17 protein-coding genes and 1 tRNA gene are annotated in these 18,903 nt (G+C 31.2%); 15 read left to right on the top strand and 3 right to left on the bottom strand.

Features of this window, described 5'->3' with window-relative positions; genetic code table 11:
* The first annotated feature begins 201 nt into the window (after positions 1-201).
* From ABJD66_RS08865 to ABJD66_RS08820, 10 genes are all read left to right on the top strand, one after another.
* Positions 202-627, top strand: a complete 426-nt coding sequence (locus ABJD66_RS08865) for a hypothetical protein (protein ID WP_348130563.1) — start codon at positions 202-204, stop codon at positions 625-627.
* 20 nt (positions 628-647) lie between these two features.
* A complete protein-coding gene (locus tag ABJD66_RS08860) occupies positions 648-806 on the top strand; it encodes a hypothetical protein (RefSeq protein WP_303540451.1) in 159 nt (52 codons plus the stop codon).
* 87 nt (positions 807-893) lie between these two features.
* On the top strand, positions 894-1,949 hold the full coding sequence (locus ABJD66_RS08855) for an ATP-grasp domain-containing protein (protein ID WP_348130559.1): 1,056 nt from the start codon (positions 894-896) through the stop codon (positions 1,947-1,949).
* Between the two features lie 161 nt (positions 1,950-2,110).
* The gene (locus ABJD66_RS08850; protein ID WP_348130556.1) at positions 2,111-3,775 is read left to right on the top strand and encodes a DNA mismatch repair protein MutS; all 1,665 of its coding nucleotides are present in this window, start codon (positions 2,111-2,113) and stop codon (positions 3,773-3,775) included.
* A 150-nt stretch (positions 3,776-3,925) separates the two neighbouring features.
* Positions 3,926-4,645, top strand: a complete 720-nt coding sequence (locus ABJD66_RS08845) for a hypothetical protein (protein WP_348130553.1) — start codon at positions 3,926-3,928, stop codon at positions 4,643-4,645.
* 600 nt (positions 4,646-5,245) lie between these two features.
* Entirely contained in the window at positions 5,246-6,904 is a 1,659-nt protein-coding gene (locus ABJD66_RS08840) for a DUF3137 domain-containing protein (RefSeq protein WP_348130550.1), read from the top strand.
* 1 nt (position 6,905) lies between these two features.
* Positions 6,906-7,454: a LemA family protein gene (locus ABJD66_RS08835; protein WP_232732584.1), complete on the top strand. Its 549-nt coding sequence runs from the start codon at positions 6,906-6,908 to the stop codon at positions 7,452-7,454.
* Positions 7,455-7,522: 68 nt separating this feature from the next.
* Positions 7,523-7,897, top strand: coding sequence for a cupin domain-containing protein (locus ABJD66_RS08830; RefSeq protein ID WP_100893982.1), 375 nt, complete (start codon positions 7,523-7,525; stop codon positions 7,895-7,897).
* A 113-nt stretch (positions 7,898-8,010) separates the two neighbouring features.
* On the top strand, positions 8,011-8,946 hold the full coding sequence (locus tag ABJD66_RS08825; RefSeq protein ID WP_348130545.1) for a hypothetical protein: 936 nt from the start codon (positions 8,011-8,013) through the stop codon (positions 8,944-8,946).
* 62 nt (positions 8,947-9,008) lie between these two features.
* Positions 9,009-9,494, top strand: a complete 486-nt coding sequence (locus ABJD66_RS08820) for a hypothetical protein (protein WP_348130542.1) — start codon at positions 9,009-9,011, stop codon at positions 9,492-9,494.
* Between the two features lie 49 nt (positions 9,495-9,543).
* Here ABJD66_RS08820 and ABJD66_RS08815 read toward each other — a convergent pair.
* A tRNA-Leu gene (locus tag ABJD66_RS08815) sits at positions 9,544-9,623 on the bottom strand.
* Positions 9,624-9,786: 163 nt separating this feature from the next.
* On the opposite strand from ABJD66_RS08815, the gene ABJD66_RS08810 reads away from it, so the two are divergent.
* The 3 genes from ABJD66_RS08810 to pth all read left to right on the top strand — a co-directional run bounded on the left by ABJD66_RS08810 (position 9,787) and on the right by pth (position 12,107).
* On the top strand, positions 9,787-10,728 hold the full coding sequence (locus ABJD66_RS08810) for a ribose-phosphate pyrophosphokinase (protein ID WP_100893984.1): 942 nt from the start codon (positions 9,787-9,789) through the stop codon (positions 10,726-10,728).
* A gap of 45 nt (positions 10,729-10,773) precedes the next feature.
* Positions 10,774-11,385 carry a 50S ribosomal protein L25/general stress protein Ctc gene (locus tag ABJD66_RS08805; protein ID WP_303540392.1) on the top strand — a complete coding sequence of 204 codons (612 nt, stop codon included), beginning with the start codon at positions 10,774-10,776 and terminating at the stop codon, positions 11,383-11,385.
* An 86-nt stretch (positions 11,386-11,471) separates the two neighbouring features.
* On the top strand, positions 11,472-12,107 hold the full coding sequence (gene pth, locus ABJD66_RS08800) for an aminoacyl-tRNA hydrolase (RefSeq protein ID WP_348130538.1): 636 nt from the start codon (positions 11,472-11,474) through the stop codon (positions 12,105-12,107).
* On the opposite strand, the gene ABJD66_RS08795 is transcribed toward pth, so the two are convergent.
* Together ABJD66_RS08795 and ABJD66_RS08790 are read right to left on the bottom strand one after the other, a co-directional pair.
* On the bottom strand, positions 12,108-12,785 hold the full coding sequence (locus ABJD66_RS08795) for a hypothetical protein (protein ID WP_348130535.1): 678 nt from the start codon (positions 12,783-12,785) through the stop codon (positions 12,108-12,110). It abuts the gene before it with no gap.
* Positions 12,782-16,555, bottom strand: coding sequence for a reprolysin-like metallopeptidase (locus ABJD66_RS08790; RefSeq protein ID WP_348130532.1), 3,774 nt, complete (start codon positions 16,553-16,555; stop codon positions 12,782-12,784). The genes ABJD66_RS08795 and ABJD66_RS08790 overlap by 4 nt, the downstream gene beginning before the upstream one ends.
* A gap of 48 nt (positions 16,556-16,603) precedes the next feature.
* Here ABJD66_RS08790 and ABJD66_RS08785 point away from each other — a divergent pair, with 48 nt between their 5' ends.
* Both ABJD66_RS08785 and ABJD66_RS08780 read left to right on the top strand, forming a co-directional pair.
* On the top strand, positions 16,604-17,533 hold the full coding sequence (locus ABJD66_RS08785; protein WP_348130529.1) for a bifunctional riboflavin kinase/FAD synthetase: 930 nt from the start codon (positions 16,604-16,606) through the stop codon (positions 17,531-17,533).
* A complete protein-coding gene (locus tag ABJD66_RS08780; protein ID WP_348130526.1) occupies positions 17,530-18,840 on the top strand; it encodes an HTTM domain-containing protein in 1,311 nt (436 codons plus the stop codon). The genes ABJD66_RS08785 and ABJD66_RS08780 overlap by 4 nt, the downstream gene beginning before the upstream one ends.
* Positions 18,841-18,903 lie beyond the last annotated feature (63 nt).

The raw sequence follows: 18,903 nt of genomic DNA, 5'->3' as shown, positions 1-18,903 counted from the left end.
GCGGGTTTTAGTACTTAACTCAAAGTTTAGTGTATTTTTATAAAGTCTACCAAATCTTTTAATTTGGCTTTAAAATAACAAAAAATTAAAACAAAATAAAAAGTTTTACTAAATGTTTAACAGGAAATTCATTACTTTTAATTTCCGTACTAACCATAGCCGAGACGTTGTGTGTAATTTAACAAAACCTATAGAAAACTAATGAGCGAAATAACTTTACCATATCACTTAATAATTCCAAGCCTGATTTCAATAATAGCTTTGGGAGTAATATTTCTTAAAAGAAAAAAGTTATTCGCGAATGGGAAATGGAAATGGTTTTGGATAAGCACAACTGTATTTTTAGGAATTTATCTTCTGATTGTTGGAGGAGCGACTTATTCTGACTTTACATCTGAACTGACTCTACAAAAATTTGACTTAAATAAAGACGGATTTTTTAGCGGAAATGAAATTACGCCTGAACAGCAAGAAGCAATGAGAAATATGACAAGTGATACTGGAAGAAATTTTTCATTTATAACTGGATTAATTTTTTCTGGAATTATTGCGCTCTTTGTTTTTGGAATTGGAAAAATAACTGAATTAGTAAAAAAGAAAAAAATGATGGAATCTGAATTCAACTAAATAATGATAGCGGTAAAGAATTGAATCTACTTTTTATAAAAACGGATAATAAATTAGTATACAAACTTAAAGTAATTGGTGAATTTCCGCATAACTATATTGGTGCTAGAGTAACTGATTATTTCACTTTTAAAGAAGACAAATTTGAATTTGAAGATTGTGGTTACTTTGAAGGGTAAAACGTTTTATAAAAATGATTATAAAACATAAAGCGGTTTAAATTTAATTGCCTAAAACCTATACAAACAACCGCTAAACAAAAATAAATGAACAGAATAGCAATACTATACCAAGCTCAAATTACGCCTGTAAAAGATGGAATTCAAAAACCTATGAAACCAGGAGGTTATTCTGATAGCGGAGCTGATATTGCCTTTGAATTAATAAAAAACAATATTAATGTAATTACACCTGTGGAAAATCCAAATCAAAACAATGATAAAGATTGGGTTTTTCCTGATACAAAAATTGGGATTAAAGCGGCATTACAAAAGGGTGCAAAAATCTTTTGGCTAAATACCGTTTTATATAAACACCATAACATAGAAAATTACTTTAACAAAGGGTTAGAATTTGTAGGACAAACAACTAAATTAGTTGATGTTTATGATGATAAAATGTTTACTAATAGTTTATTAAAATCCAATAATATTCCTATTCCTAAAAATGAATTAATAACTATAGAAAACTACAATAATTTATTACTAGAATTGGAGTTTCCGGTTGTTCTTAAACCTATTAGAGGAAGAGGTAGCCAAGGCGTTACTAAGATTGAAAACAGTAAAGAACTCACAAACAATCTTAACAAGATATTTAAAAAAAGTAGTTACGGAAATGCTGCCTATGTAGAACAATATTTAAATGGACAAGAAATTACAATTACTGTAATGCCTAAGGGGAATTATGTAATCAACAACAAAAAAGAATATTTTAATAGGCCTTGGTGTTTGCCTGCTGTTAAACGATTTAATCACAATAATGGAATTGCACCTTACAACGGAACCGTAGCTGTGATGGAAAACAGTGAAGTTTTGAGCGATAAGGAGTTGCAAACAACTGAAATCCAAGAAGTATATGAGCATTGTATTAAGTCGGCCCAACTAATTGAAATAAAGGCACCAATTAGAATAGATTGTAGAGCTAACGATGAAGGAAAATATTTTTTATTTGACCTAAATATGAAACCGAATATGACTGGACCATCTAGACCTCATAGAAAAAAACAAGACAGCCTAACTCTACTTTCTGCAAGAAAAATAGGATGGAATTACTTTGATTTATTAAGTAATATCTTGAATCAAAAATGGAAATTCAACAGCTAACAAAGTTCAAATATAATAGCTAGTTGTAGGCTTCTTACAAATCCCGAAACGTAGGGATTAGCAGATTTTTTATTTGGTTTGTATTTGCTAAATTGGTTTCTGAAACACGCAATAAACCATATACAAACACGTAAACAATTAAAAAACTAACCTTACAGAATATGAATTGGATTTTAGGAGTTATTATCATTTTAATTTTACTCTATCTTTTAAGTAATTACCGAAAGAAAAAAAGAAGAAAAAAAACTCTAAATAATTTAGTAAACAATTGGAGTAAACAAAAAAGCAAAGATGAATTTCATTTTGTATCAATAGAAAAATATTTTAATAATAACAACGAAAAAAAAGATACCTTTCATACCATATCTGATAGATGCGCAACTGATTTAGACATTAATGAAACTTTTAAAATAATTGACAGAACTTCTTCAAAAATTGGACAACAATATCTGTATTACAAATTAAGGTCAATTAAAAACAAAGATAAATTAAAGGGTTTTAGTAATTTAACACTTCTATTTGAAGAAAATGAAGATTTAAGATTAAAAGCTCAATTAAATTTAACGAGTTTAAACTCTAATGATTCCTACTCACTTGAAAGTTTAGTTACATCACAACCAATTGAAAAACCAAAAATTATTTGGTTAATTTATACATTATCTATTTTATCAATATCTTTTATTTTTTTAGGTTTTTTCTTTCCTATATTTTTCATTTTCCTTATTCCTATACTTGCAACAAATATGGTATTTCATTATAAGAATAAGTGGGAAGTTTCAAATTATATTGATGGTGTAAGCCAACTTTCTAAAGCACTTGTTGTTTCGAAAAACCTTGTCAGTTATCCAAAAATTAAAAATCACTTTAACAACACTTCATTTATAAAAGAAATTGAAGCAATTAGTTTAAAAACAGCTTTTATAAGTTTTGAGAAAAAAGTTGATAATGAATTTGCAATTGCTTTTTGGATAGTAACAGAATTTATAAAAGTTCTTTTAAATTTTGAGTATATTATTTTTTATAGTTTTATTGATTCAATTACAAAAAGGAAAGAAGACCTTAAAAATATGTTTCATTTTATAGGCGAAATTGATTCTGCTATATCGACAGCTTCATTAAAAGCAAGTGAATATGAATTGTGTGAACCGAAATTTATAGAAGAAAAGGAATTAGTTGTAAAAGATATTTATCATCCATTGATTAAAAACTGTATAGTCAACAGTTTAGATTTATTAAATAAAAGCTTATTACTAACTGGTTCAAATATGTCTGGGAAAACAACATTTATTAGAAGTGTATCAATAAACAGTGTTTTAGCACAAACAATCAATATTTGTTTTGCAAAAGAATATGTTGCTCCATTTTTTAAATTGTATTCTTCAATAAGAATTACTGATGACATATTAGAAAACACAAGTTATTACCTTGAGGAAGTTTTAACTATTAAAGAATTAATAGATGCCTCTAACAGTAAAAATCCTTGTCTTTTTGTATTAGATGAAATTTTTAAAGGAACTAATACAATAGAGAGAATTTCGGGAGGAAAAGCTATATTATCATATCTTAATAAAGGAAATAACGTTGTTTTAGTTTCGACACACGACATTGAATTAACCAATATTTTAAATAAAGAGAATTTTGAATTATTTCATTTTAGTGAGTTAATAGAAAACAATGAGCTCACTTTTGACCATAAACTAAAAGAAGGAAAATTAAAAACTAGAAACGCAATTAAGATATTAGAATTATACAATTTTCCGAAGGAAATAATAGGAGACGCAAGAGAAACTGAAAAAATAACATTTGCCAATACCATATGTAATTAATTGCCTGTCTAGTGGCTACTTACAAATCCCGAAGCCTTGGCACTCTCGGAATATTCTATTCGGTTTTTATTTGCTAAATTAGGTACTTAAACTAGTAACTACCCAAAGCCTAACTGTTAGTAAATATTAAAATAAAACAATCTTATCCAAATGAAATATAGAAGTATAATTACATTCTGTTTGCTAATACTTTTGCTCCTGTTTGCATCAATGACTAACTCAACAGGCCCTTCCTATGTTCATGCAGAAATTAAACCTATTTCAATTAATAAAAAAGGTGAGATACTTTGCAAAACTCGTTTTACAAAAAACGAAATGGGCGCTTATAGTCCTATGAAAATAGAATATGGATTTTGCGTTATTACTAAAGATACAATTATAGAATTTAAAACAAAAACAATTAACCCTAGTCCTGAGGCTTCTTATTATGACCAAACAAAGTATTGGTATGATAAATTTGAATCTGAAACAAACCAAAAACAATTAGACGAAATAAAAAAAAGTATTCTTAAAAACGAATATGATTTCTCTTTAAATCAAATTGACTCTTTTAAAATAGATAAAGTAATGTCAATTTCAGATTTTGAAAAAACTAAAAAAATATCTCTAAAAAATAATAAACAAAAAGCATTACATAACGCTTACAGCAAAGAATATTATAGTGATAAAAAGGTTCATTTAATGTATGATTTTGGAGATATTCTAATTTTTAACAATAATAATGATATTGATAATAATAAATTAGAACTAGAACTGGGAGCTGAATTTAACTACTATAATTCTTCTAATAGTTTAATTAATGATAAGGGTGAAAATATAAACTTAGGGTTTGAAATTAATAAAGTGACAGGTATATTAATAGTCAAATAAAGAGTATAAAAAAACATCATATATAGCAATGGCTAACCTTTAAATGTTGCTTTAAACAACAATCTATATTGCTCTAATAATTAAAGTAGCAATTATAACATTATCTTTAGTTCTGTGTATTTCTTCTTGTAAAAAGAAACATAAAAACACAGAAAAAAGTGTTACATCTGCTGCCAGTCTGGAGATAGAAAAAAAGAATTTAAGGCTATTATTGATTCTTTTAATGTTAAAGGAGCAATATTAATTTATGACTTAAAACAAGACACCTACTTTTTTGCAACCAATTTAGAGCCAAATAAAGATTTTGAATTAAATACTTTTATAAAAAAAAGAATGAATTTAACTCTTATGGCTTTAAAAAAGTTAAACGTTCTAAAATAAATATATCTATAGCTTAAGCCATTTTTTATGGTTTTTTTTAAGCCTTATAATACATATAATTTACTCTTAGTAAAAAATTTAAGAATTAAATTCGGTATTCTATTTTCTCATTAATAAAAACAATACTAAATTGCCCTACATAAATATCACCCAAAAATAAAGTATTTACGCACTAAGTATTTAATAAAAACCAACGTTTATTAGGCCAATTAAAGAATTATGACAACTACACAATTAAAACAACAACTGTTAAGCGCACACCAAAGAGATAAAAAACTTTCATTATTAGGTTTCATATTAATAATAGTTGCCATAGCAATTGTTGCAAGTTTAGTATACGTATATGCTTATGACGCTGTTGCCAGCTATATACAAAATATGCTAAAAGGAATTACAGACACTGCAAATAGTGACGAAACCCCTTTTTACTACAAATTAATTGTGCCTGCTATACTAGTTTCTATGTTAGCTGCACCAGTATTAAAGCTTATTGCCTTAACAAAAAGGCCTAAATTAATAGATGAACTTATTCTTAAAATTGATAATGGTACTATAGCATCTAACATAGACCAAAGAACTGTATATAAAATTATAATACCGCTTTTAAAAATTAACATAAGGCTAGCTCCTGTAGAATATGTTACCATAGTACTAGACCAAGATACCAAATACAAACCTTACGACTTACCTATTGAACCCTATGACATTCCAGATTTAAAGCTAATATTAAGTGGTGTAAACACAGAACAAATAAATAAAGCTTGGGATGAATTATACAGTACCAGTGAAAATAAAAACGAAGAAATAGAGTATCCACTAAAGCCTAAGGATGAATTTAAAAAATTTATAGATACTACATTATTTAATGAGATTAACCAGTTAGAGCAAGATAGAAACAAAGACAAAAAGAAGTACATAAAATACCTTATATTTTCTGTCATAATTGTTCTTATTTTCGGGGGCGGATATGCTTATCTACAGTTATCAAACACTCCATTTAAATCAGAATATATCATTTATGCTTTCTTTATAGCATTTGGACTTTCATACGCCTATATAATTGCTCTTAGCACTAGTAAAGTTAAACCAGGTACAGTTACAGTTGCTAATTCTAGTAATAGTTTTAAAACTAAAATTTTAAAACCGATGATTGACTTTATTAACCCCAATTTTCATTTTGTATTACACGGACATATTACCTTACCAGAGTTACTAGAAACGGGCCTATTGCAAAACAAACAATATATTATAGATGGTAATGATCAAATATTGGGAGCGCATAAAGGAGTACCTTTTCAAATGAGTGATCTTGATGTAGCATACCAAGAAAACTTTTCTAGTGAAAAAAGTGGTCCAGACCAAGTTTTTTATGGTCAGGCTTTTATTGCTAAATTCAACAAAAAATTTAGCTCAGAGTTGTATTTAGTTCCAAAGAAAACTTCTAAAAAGAAGGTTATAGATTCTGTTTCTGAAACCTTAACACTAGGAATGGCAGGTACAAGAACCACAGATATAGATATGTATACTAGTTATGATTTTGGCTCTAAAGTAATGCTAGAAGACCCAGAGTTTTCTAAATTATTTAATGTGTATTGTAATGACCAAACTGAAGCTAGGTACATTTTAACTCCGGCTTTAATGGACAAAATAAAATCAATAGCCAATAGAACCAAAGGAGATTTATTTATCTCTTTTAAAAATAATAGAATATCAATCTTAAATAATAGCGGTTTAAATAATTTTGAACCTGGAAGATTTAAATCTTTAAGTAAAAATGACAATGAACTCTTACTAGAGTTTTATTCTAATTTACACAACCAATTATCAATTATAGACGATTTAAAATTAAACATTAACATCTGGAATAAAAACAATTAAAATGGGAGCAGGAATAATAGTAACATTAGTAGTACTTGCAGTTATAGTCATTACAATCATTTCAATTTTTAATAAAATGACAAGGGCCAAAAACCAAATTGAAAACTCAATTTCATCATTAGACGCATCCTATATAAAACGAAGCGACCTTATACCCAATTTGGTTGAAACAGTAAAGCAATATATGACTTATGAAAAAGGTACATTAGAAAAAATTACTGCGCTAAGATCATCAAAATCTAACTCAGACCCAGCAATAGAGAAAGAAGGAAGTCAGGCTTTAAAAAATTTAATGATACAAGTAGAAAATTATCCAGAACTTAAAGCAAACTCACAATTTACCAACTTACAGTATAGTTGGAACGAGTCTGAAGAGCAAATTGCAGCTGGCAGAAGATACATTAGTTCCTCTATTACACATTATAACAATTCTATTAGCACATTTCCAGCAAATACTGTTGCTAAGCTATTTGGATTTAAAAGCTACCAATGGCAATACGCAACTAAAGAGCAACAAGAAAATATAAATGCTAATGAATTGTTTAATTAAACAAAGTATTACCAATATTTATACTTAAAAATAAATTATATTGCTACAATCATTAAAAAGTATAAAAAATGGAACGATTTAGTAAAAAATTTATTACCACAAAGGATTTAGAATGGGAAGAACTTGGCGGAGGAGTGTCAAGAAAATTCTTAGGTTATGACAACCAAATTATGATGGTAAAAGTAAAGTTTAACAAAGGTGCACTAGGTGCTCCACACCAACACTTTCATACACAAGCTACCTACTGTGTATCTGGTAAGTTTGAATTTGAAATTAATGGTGAAAAGAAAATTGTTGAAGCAGGAGATGGTGTTTACATAGAACCTAATCTACTGCACAGCGCTGTTTGCCTAGAAGAAGGTATGCTTATAGACACGTTTAGTCCTGTTAGAGAAGATTTCTTAAGCGGTGACGGTGTTTCTTATTTTGGAGATAAGAAATAACACTTAAAAAATGCTGTTATAAAAACAAACAGTACCTTATTATTAAAATTTCCGAAGCTTTGTTGCACGCGTTCCTGAGCTTCGGATTTTTTTTGGCTTATATTTAAAAAACTATGAAACAAATTATACTGTTATTAGCTTTAATTTTATTTTCAAACTTATTAAGTGGCCAATCTGAAAATGACATTACTACGTTTAGCAAAAAACTAGATCAATTTTATAATGTGCGCGATTTTTGCATTTCTAAAAACGGTAATGAAGCTTATTTTACAATACAGAGTCCTTCTGCAGAAATTTCTAAAATAGTAACACTAAAAAAAGAAGGCAATCAATGGTTAGAACCCAAACTACTACCCTTTTGTGATGAGTTTATGTATCTAGAACCTTTTTTATATCCAGATCAAAATAGGCTATTTTTTGTATCAGACAGGCCTTTGGATGATACTACCAAACAAAAAAAAGATTTTGATATTTGGTATGTAGATAAAGATACCAAAAACAATAGTTGGTCTAAACCAAAAAACTTAGGCAAGCCTGTAAATTCTAGTTTAGATGAGTTTTACCCTACAGTAAGTAGCAACAACAATTTGTACTTTACAATGGCATCACCAGATGGCTTAGGTAAAGACGATATTTATTTTTGTGAGTGGAAATTAGGCGCATACCAACCTCCTGTTATATTAAATGAAAATATAAATAGTGATGGTTATGAGTTTAATGCCTTTGTATCTAAAAATGAAGACTTTTTGTTATTTACAAAATATAACACTGCAGACGGTCAAGGAAGTGGCGATTTATACATTTCTAAAAAAGACAAAAATAACAATTGGGCTAAAGCCACAAACTTAGGTCTTCCTATAAACACAAAATATATGGAGTATTGTCCGTTTTATGATGAAGAAAACCAAAAACTATACTTCACCAGTAAAAGAAAAAATTTAAAACCACAAGAGTTTAAAACAGTTTTAGATTTTACAAACTATGTAAAAGAGAGTAAAAACGGTTTAAGTAAAATATACGTTACCACTTTAAAAATATTAAAAAATTAAACTAAAAAAACATAAGTGGTACAATAATTGGTTAAGACACACAGAACCAAAAATCTTATTTTATGAATAACTCTAAACTATTACTATTATCATTATTTATTTTAATAACTACAGCCTCTTGTAGTAGTGATGACGACGCCAGTCAAGAACTATACACACAAGAAGACTTAAGCATTATGCACAACAATAGCTCTAAAACCTGGCAATTAGAAGCATATTACAGTGATTATAATTACAAGCAAAAAAGTAAACAAAATGATTGTCTTGTAGATGATATTTACACTTTTAAACCAGACGGAATTATAGAAGTAGTAGCGGGATTAGAAAATTGTTACTATGGAGATAACGAAATTGCTGAAGCGGAATATCGTTTTTATGAAGATGAAGGGCTCTTATACATAACTATAATAAGAGGCGAAGTAACTGAAGATCTTGTCAAAACTACTTCTTTTTCCTTACATCTTATAGAGCTAACAGAAAACAGAATGGTGTTTGCTAGTGGAGACAAAGACAACTATAAAATATCTTTAATTTTTATAACAGAATAAGTCTAAAAACTTAAAAAGCCTTGATATCACTATCAAGGCTTTTTTATTGTACTCGAGGTGGGAATCGAACCCACACTCCGAAGAACTGGATTTTGAATCCAGCGCGTCTACCAGTTCCGCCACTCGAGCAATTGTAACGGACTGCAAAAATAAAAATAATTTCTTGTTTTTTTGCAAAAAATAAGAACAATTATCCTTTAGCTTAACAAATAAATTTTTAAATTTGCACCTCGTTAAAAAAAGGGCATTTAAGCCCTTGATTACGACCAACATAGAAATCAACAACACAACAATGTCATACTCGGTCCCAGAACCTAAAATTTTTGCTTGTACACAAAGCACAGCTTTAGCTGAAAAAATAGCCAAATCATTTGGATCAGACTTAGGAAAAGTAAAATTTTCAAGATATAGCGACGGCGAATTTCAGCCTTCTTTTGAAGAGTCTGTTCGTGGCGCAAGAGTCTTTATTATTGGATCTACAAATCCAAGTTCAGAAAACTTAATGGAAATGTTACTTATGTTAGATGCTGCTAAAAGAGCATCTGCTAGGCATATTACTGCTGTTTTACCATATTTTGGTTGGGCAAGACAAGACCGTAAAGACAAACCTAGAGTGCCAATTGCAGCAAAACTAGTAGCAAAAATGCTAGAATCTGCAGGTGCAACAAGGATTATTACAATGGACTTGCACGCAGATCAAATTCAAGGTTTCTTTGAAAAACCAGTAGATCATTTATTTGCTTCTACTTTATTTTTACCATACTTAAAAAGTTTAAAGTTAGATAACCTTACAATTGCTTCTCCAGATATGGGTGGTTCTAAAAGAGCGTACGCATACTCTAAAGCATTAGAGAGTGATGTTGTTATCTGCTACAAACAAAGAGAAAAAGCCAATATTATTTCTCATATGGAACTTATTGGTAATGTAGAAGGTAAAAATGTTGTTCTTGTAGACGACATGGTAGATACCGCAGGTACATTAACAAAAGCAGCAGACCTTATGATGGAAAGAGGTGCGCTTAGCGTAAGAGCTATTACAACGCACGCCTTACTTTCTGGTGACGCTTACGAAAAAATTGAAAAATCTAAACTTTCAGAACTTATAGTAACAGATTCAATTCCGTTAAAAAAGCAAAGTCCTAAAGTTAAAGTTGTAGAATCTGCTGAGTTATTTGCAGATGTTATGACTAGAGTTCACAACAATACATCTATTAGTTCAAAATTTTTAATGTAAAACCGAACTAATACACTAATTTTGCACATTAATTAAATATATATAATGAAGTCAATTACAATTACAGGATCAAAAAGAGAAAGCGTAGGCAAAAAAGCAACAAAAGCCTTACGTAATGCTGGAATGGTTCCTTGCGTAGTATACGGAGGAAAACAACCACTACATTTTTCAGCACCAGAATTAGCTTTTAAAAATTTAGTGTACACTCCAAACGCGCACACAGTTGTAGTAGAGATGGAAAACGGAGAAAAAGTGAACGCTGTTGTTCAGGATATCCAATTTCACCCAGTATCTGACAGAATTATCCACGTAGATTTTTACCAATTATTTGATGATAAAGCGGTAACTATGGATATTCCTGTTCGTTTAGTAGGTAACTCTCCAGGTGTTAAAAACGGTGGTAGATTATTATTTAGAAAAAGAAAGCTTACTATTAAAGCTTTACCTGGTAAATTACCAGATTTCTTTGATATCGATATAAACAAATTAAAAATTGGCGGTAACATAGCAGTTGCTTCATTATTAAATGATGATTTTGCTATTTTACACCCAGATAATACAGTTGTAGTACAAGTTAAATCATCTCGTAACGTTGTTGCTTCTGATGATGATGAAGAAGAAGGTGAAGCTGCGGCTGAAGCTCCTGCTGCTGAATAAATTACTGCACAAACAAAATAAAGCATCCTGCCTTGGAATTTACCAAGTTTCAGGATGCTTTTGTATTTTTAATACTTTTATATAGTATGATAGTACAATTTTTTAAATCAATTTTTAGAACAAAACCCTTGTTCCAATTAGAAGAAAAAGATCCTATGAAAAAGTTTTTAGTTGTTGGCCTTGGTAATATTGGCTCAGAATACACAGAAACAAGACATAATATTGGCTTTAAAATACTTGATGCTTTTGCAAAAAAAGAATCATTAACATTTGAGTCTCAAAAATTAGGAGCCGTTACCACATATAAAATAAAAGGGCGTACTATTCTTTTTTTAAAACCATCTACCTATATGAATCTAAGCGGTAAAGCCATTAGATATTGGTTAGAAAAAGAAAAAATACCACAAGAAAATCTATTAGTTATTACAGACGACATTAATTTATCTTTTGGAACTATTAGAGTTAAAACAAAGGGTAGCGACGGTGGTCATAACGGACTAAAAGACACACAAAACGTGTTACAGACAACAACCTATAACAGGTATAGGTTTGGTGTTGGCGCAGATTTTGGCAAAGGCAGACAAGTAGACTACGTTTTAGGCGAATGGAACCAAGAAGAGCAAGATAAAATGCCAGAACGTTTAGAGCGTTCTATAGAGCTTATTAAATCTTTTGTATTGGCTGGTGTTAAAACTACCATGAACCATTTTAACAACTCTTAATTAACGTGCTTTAAACTGGTAAACTCCAGAGTCAGACGCATTGCCTTCTGCATCTGTAGTAACTACTTTCCAATAATACACTGTATTTATTACCACACCTACTTTAACAGTAGTATTATTAGGCGCATTTGTTGCTAGCAAACCACTTGGCGGTGTAGTTGTTCCAAAGTAAACTTTATAATTTGCTATGTCATTATCTACATCTTCAGCAAGCCACTCTAAAGTAACATCATTATTTGTATCTTTAAATACAGTTTGCCCAGATTTAGGAGAAATTATTTCTGCTGCAAAAGGCGGATATGTAGTTTGTGATCCTGCGTTGTAAAACTTCCAAATTTCACTAGCAGTAGTCTCAGAAACCTCATCGTTTTTAGCAGTTACAAACCAAGAATAAGCAACACCTTTATCTAATACTACTTTTTGCTTTGTAGTTGTGGTACTTAGTGTCTGCGTTAAATTAGTATTTAAGTTAGTTATTTTAACCTCATACAAATCTGTTCTTGCAGAAGCATTCCACGCCAACTCTACTTCACTTGTATTTGTTGTACCTAAAGTAACACCTGTAGTACACTCGGAGCTCTTTAACGGAAAAAGTAGCTCTGGCGTAGTTGGTGGTTTGGGTGAACTTTTAGAACATGACAGTGCCAATAAACACACAAGTATTAATATTTTTCTCATTTCTTAATTAATTTTGTTTCTCCATTAACCTCAGCTCCATTAAACTTTACCACATACACACCTTTTGCTAAACCAGATACGTCTAATGTAACCGTACCATTATTTATAGTATGCTTCTTTTGCTGTAATACCTGTCCGCCTAACGTATAAATAGCAACTGTAACCTTTCCAGTCAAAGTTTCTAAATAAGCTATTGCTTCCCCTGCGGTAGGGTTTGGAGAAATTACCGGATTAGCTGCAATATAAATTTGCTTTTTATACACCCCTTGACACTCTAAACCTGTAGATACTTTTATTGTATTTAAACCGTTTTTAAGTGCTAGACTTTTTGTTTTATCTGTAGTTTGCACTACTACACCATTTAACTCTACATTGTACAATTTTGCTCCACTGAGCTCTAATTTAAGTGTTCGGTTTGTTACGGCAGATAGTACAGAAAGTACATCTGGTTCTTTAATTACAACAGTAACACAATAATCTTCGTATACTTTTACACCATCTGTTCCTGTAAAGCACAACACATAAATACCTGCATTTAAATTATCTAACGTAAGTGTGTTGGTAAATTCCTGTGTAATATTAACTCCCGCACCTGTTATTGTAACACTATAATTTATTTCCTCTATTGCATCAATAAAAATTTCTCCATCATTACTAGTAGTACATGCTTCACTAGCTACAGAAATAGCAAAATTATCTGGCATAAACCTGTAAACAGCACAACCATTAACATCTACCTCTACCCCATTTGGTGTTCCCAAACACGCATCATCACCATCATCAAAAACTCCATCATTATCTGCATCTGGACGCAACATTCCCTCTACACAAATCTCTAAATTAAAATCTTTTATTTCTCCTCCGTCAGATGATGCTCCGTCTTTTACTTCTAAAATCCACTCCCCTAAAATAGACTCTCCATTTAAAGATGCCAATGAACCCAAAGGCCTAACCGTACCACCAATTGCCGCTCCTGCTCCACTACCACATACAAAACTGGCACTGTCATCATCAAAAACGGCATTTATATCTTGAAAATCGCCACAAGAGTTAGATGTTAAAACTACTCTTGTACCTTGCGGAGATATTAGACTTACTGTTAAATCACTTAAAAAGCTATGGGTAATATCTACAGTTACATTTACATCTGTAATTGGTAAATCATCTAAAAAAGTAATTTTAGATTGTAGTACAGATGTACCTACTGTTGGTATTGTTTTAGGTAAATCATCTGCTTCTTTTATTGCACAACTAACCAAGGCTGTTGTAAAACTGTAAGCGGGCCCAAAAGTACCTTCCGCACACAAACTTTTTGGTTTAACACGCCAGTAATAAGTTGTTTCTGCCTGTAAACTAGTAGGCTTGTAATATGTAAACGGAGTAGATTTTGTTTCTATAATATTAGTAAAAGCAGCATCTGTTGCAATTTCTAAGTCATAAGATGAGTAAGCAACATTATCCTCCCAAGAAAGTGTCTGATTCATATTTACACTCATAGCTCCGTTTCCTGGAGAAATTAAACCTACATCTGCAAAAGTGGTATTTCCAATAACCAGAGTTAAAACAACCCCAGTTGAATTGGATGTTGAGTTAGACAATACTGTTACCTCATAAGTGCCCGGAGCAACATTTGCAGTATTGGAAAAAGTTAAGTCTACATTGGTATTATTTGTATCTGCAGTAGGTACAGAAAAGTTAACTGCTAAATTTGCTGGAGCACCAAAAACGCTAAACATAGAGGTTTCATCAAAACCATTATTTACAGTATATTTAAAAGGAACTAATACATCGTTAGGCTGGCAAACATTATAGGTTAACGCCTCAAACTCTAGGTTAACATCTGACGTATTTATAGTAAAGTTTGTTGTATTTATAGCATAATACACATTGTTAGTAGGCATCACTTTTATCCTTGCTGTTGTGGTAACTACGTTTGGTATTTGCACAATGTGCGACCCGTCATTAACCACATTCTCTGCTAATAAAGTAGGAAAAGACAAACCTGAATCTATAGACAAATATATATTTACAGTTTCTGTATTTATAGGCGCAGCGCTAGTACCTGCCACATCCCAAGTTACTTGCTGTACAGAACCAGACTGGTACACCTGGTTAGTTGATTGAGATGTTACCGCAAAAGGACCGGCTGAATTTATAACACGCACATTCATAGTTTCAGACACAACTTGTCCGCCTCCAACAACATTATCTCTTACTGTTAATGCAAAATTTAAATCTCTCTCTACATCAGAAATAGTTTCCCAAGAAGCTCCTTCAGACGGGTTAGTTTGTGTTAAGTTACCCTGAATTACACGTTCTATTTTTGGAAAATAACGTTCTTTTTTTGTTGTTGGTTTTAATGACCTAAAATTTGCTCCACTTGGGTTCTCTGGTCCAAAGTTACTACGTGTTACAACACCATTATCTATTTGTTCCCAGGTATAAGTTAACACATCTGCTGTATCAGGATCTGTAGCATCACCCGTTAACACAAAAGGGGTTGATTTAGGAATTATATAGTTTGATAAAGGACTTATTACTGGCGGATTGTTAGTTATTGAAGTACTGACACCACAACTTAAACTACTAACATATTCTGCTATCTGAAAAATACTGTAATAATGAAAATAATCGTCACCATTGGCTTGCACATTATTGCCATCTGCAATACCTGCATACCCCATAATTGTAGATCCGCTAGCTGGTTCTGCTTGCACTAAAGTACCTTCAGAATCAAAAGACCACGTATGGTTAGCCCCAAACTGATGCCCTATTTCATGTGCAACAAAATCAACATCAAACAAATCTCCTTCTGGTGTACTACGAGAAGAGTATGCTCTACCTTTCCAGTTGTCATCACATACAGAACCTACAGTACCAGCATTACCTCCGTTTGGTCCTTGATGAAAAAGATGTCCCACATCATAATTAGCAGAACCAATTACGGTAGAAAATGTATTTTGAGCTTGTGTATTTAAACTACCAGAGTACGGATCTGTAGATGCATCTGTGTAAATTACTTGATCTGTATTGGCAATTAACTCTAAATGTATTCCTAAATCAGTTTCAAAAACCTCATTAACTCTTGTTAACGTAGCATTTATTGCTGCCAAGGCGTCTACTACCGTACCTCCGTGGTATGTTGTATACTCTCCTGAAGCCGAAATTGCTATTCTATACGTTCTAAGCGTTTGGTCATTTATTTGCTTAGCTGCAGAAGCTTTTTTGTTGGCTGCAAGTACTGCTTTTGTATCACAAACAAATTCATCTTTATGCTGGTGCGCATCTGCTCCGTAAACAATATATTGTCCATCTTTTATTTTAGATGGTTGCATATAAATAGCCTCTTCTCTATCTCCATGTACAATCATACTCTGCACACCTTTGTGAGACACACTAAAACGCACACGCTCTTTAGAGTTTTTTACACCGTAACCAACGTAAGACTTTATATTTGGATATTTTAAAGCTAATTCTGGAGCAAAAACAGCGTGCTCTTCTACATAAAAAGCTTCTAACTCTCCATCATTATGAGGAAAGTAAACTACATTTTTTCCTTTAGCACTAGAATTTGACTCTTCTAGTTTAGATAAAAAAGCAGATTCATCTAAATAAAACGTTTTTGCTTTATTTGCATCTATATTTTGCATAGATTTAGCCACTGAATTTTGTTCCAAAACACCAGTTTTCCAGTAATTCTGTTGCGCAATACCGTAAAAGCTACCAAATAATATGGTTATTGAAAAAACAAGGCGTAGTTTTGTAATCATTCAAAGCAGTTTAATATTCAAAAATAGTCTTTTTATTATTTTAGTCTCGTGATAACAATTAAAAGCATTTCAAAATTCGACAAAGCACACGCTACAGTTATTACTATTGGTACTTTTGATGGTGTGCACATTGGTCATAAAAAGATACTAGAAAGACTCATAAATAGTGCCAAACTATTAGAAATAGAAAGTACAGTACTTACTTTTTTTCCGCACCCTAGAATGGTTTTGCAACAAGATAGCAATATTAAACTACTTAACACTATTGAAGAGAAAGAAATGATACTAAGCAACTTAGGCTTAGATTTTTTAATTATTCATCCTTTTTCTAAAGAGTTTTCTAGATTAAGCGCCATAGAATTTGTTCGCGACCTCCTAGTTAATAAACTCAATACTAAAAAAATTATTATAGGTTATGACCATAGATTTGGACGTAACCGTAATGCAGACATTAACGATTTAAGAAACTACGGCACTACGTTTGATTTTAATGTTGAGGAAATTACCGCACAAGAAATTGACGATGTCTCTGTTAGCTCTACTAAAATAAGAAAAGCACTTGCAGAAGGTGATGTAAGTAAAGCAAATAGTTATTTGGGCTACAATTATATGCTAACAGGTATAGTTACTAAAGGCAAAGGCTTAGGCAGACAATTAAATTACCCCACAGCAAATATTTATATTAAAGAAGAATACAAACTAATTCCTAAAAACGGAGTATATGCTGTTAAAGCAAAACTAAACAACTCTACAGTTTTTGGAATGATGAATATAGGGTACAACCCAACTGTAAACGGCACAGAAAAAACCATAGAAGTTAATTTCTTTAATTTTGATGATGATCTTTACGGCAAAAAAATACAAGTAGATATCTTAGACCGTATTAGAGATGAAGTAAAATTTAACTCTCTAGACGATTTAAAAAAGCAACTTGCAAAAGACCAAGAAACTGCCACTAGTTTAATTGCTAAACTATGAACTCCTTTCTTTTTAAAAAAATAGACAACGCGGGCCTAATTCTCTTTAGGACTTTTTTTGGTATTTTAATTAGTTTAGAGTCTTTTGGCGCTATACTTACTGGCTGGGTAAGAACAAATCTTGTAGAACCTACTTTTAATTTTAGTTTTATAGGTTTTGAGTGGCTAACAGTGTTTACAGGTCCAGGTATGTACGCCTACTTTGTTTTAATGGGTGTTACTGGTATTTTTATTTCTATAGGGTACAAGTATAAATATAGTATGCTTGCCTTTGCAGTACTATGGAGTGGCGTGTATTTAATGCAAAAAACATCGTACAACAACCATTACTACCTTTTAATGCTAATTTCGTGGATAATGGTATTTTTTCCGGCAAACGCAGACAATTCTGTAGATGCTAGAAAAAATCCCGAATTGCGCACTAATAAAATGTATGCTTACTACAAGTACATTATTGTGCTACAATTAATTATAGTTTACACGTATGCCTCTGTAGCAAAATTATATGCAGACTGGCTAGATTTTGGTTTTATAAAAGTATTGATGCAAAATAAAGCAGATTACTTTTTAATTGGAGACTTTTTACAACTTGCTTGGGTACACAAAATTGTAGCTGTTTTTGGTATTTTGTTTGATTTACTAATTATTCCGGCACTGTTGTGGAAACCAAGTAGAAAAATTGCATTTATACTCGCTATATTTTTTCATTTGTTTAACTCTATTGTTTTTCAAATTGGTATTTTCCCTTACTTAGCTTTAGCTTTTACTGTTTTCTTTTTTGAATCACAAAAGCTTAGAAATATCTTTTTCTTAAAAGAAAAAAAACATAAAGAATACTCATTAGCAATTCCAAAACACAAAACTATTATTATTGGTGTTTGGGTAATTTATTTTTTGTTTCAATTAGGTTTACCAATTAGACATCACTTTTTTAAAGATGATGTACTTTGGAATGAAGAAGGCCACAGGCTTAGTTGGCGTATGATGTTGCGCTCGCGTAGCGGAAGTGTTAGTTTTACTACTATAGACAAAATCACAAATAAAAAAACACGCATTAATCTAAACAATTATCTTACAAAAAAACAACGTAGAAAAATTGGCGCCTACCCAGATTTTATTTGGCAATTTGCACAACACTTAAAACAAGAAGCCAAGGAAGACGGTAAGGATATTGCTGTTTACGTAAAATCTAGAGTAAGCATTAACGGTAAACCATACCAACCATTTATAGACCCAACTGTAGATTTAGCACAAGAGAAATGGCATCATTTTAAACACAATAATTTTATTTTACCAAGTCCTAAGTAAAGTATACAGCCACAAAGTCTTCAACTTTTACGCATTCTCTTTTGCGCAATCCCTTTTTACCAT

The sequence above is a fragment of the Cellulophaga sp. genome (genome assembly GCF_039943695.1).
GTDB lineage: Bacteria > Bacteroidota > Bacteroidia > Flavobacteriales > Flavobacteriaceae > Cellulophaga.
The sequence above is the reverse complement of the archived record's forward strand: the minus strand, read 5'-3'. Positions and strand labels throughout refer to the sequence as shown.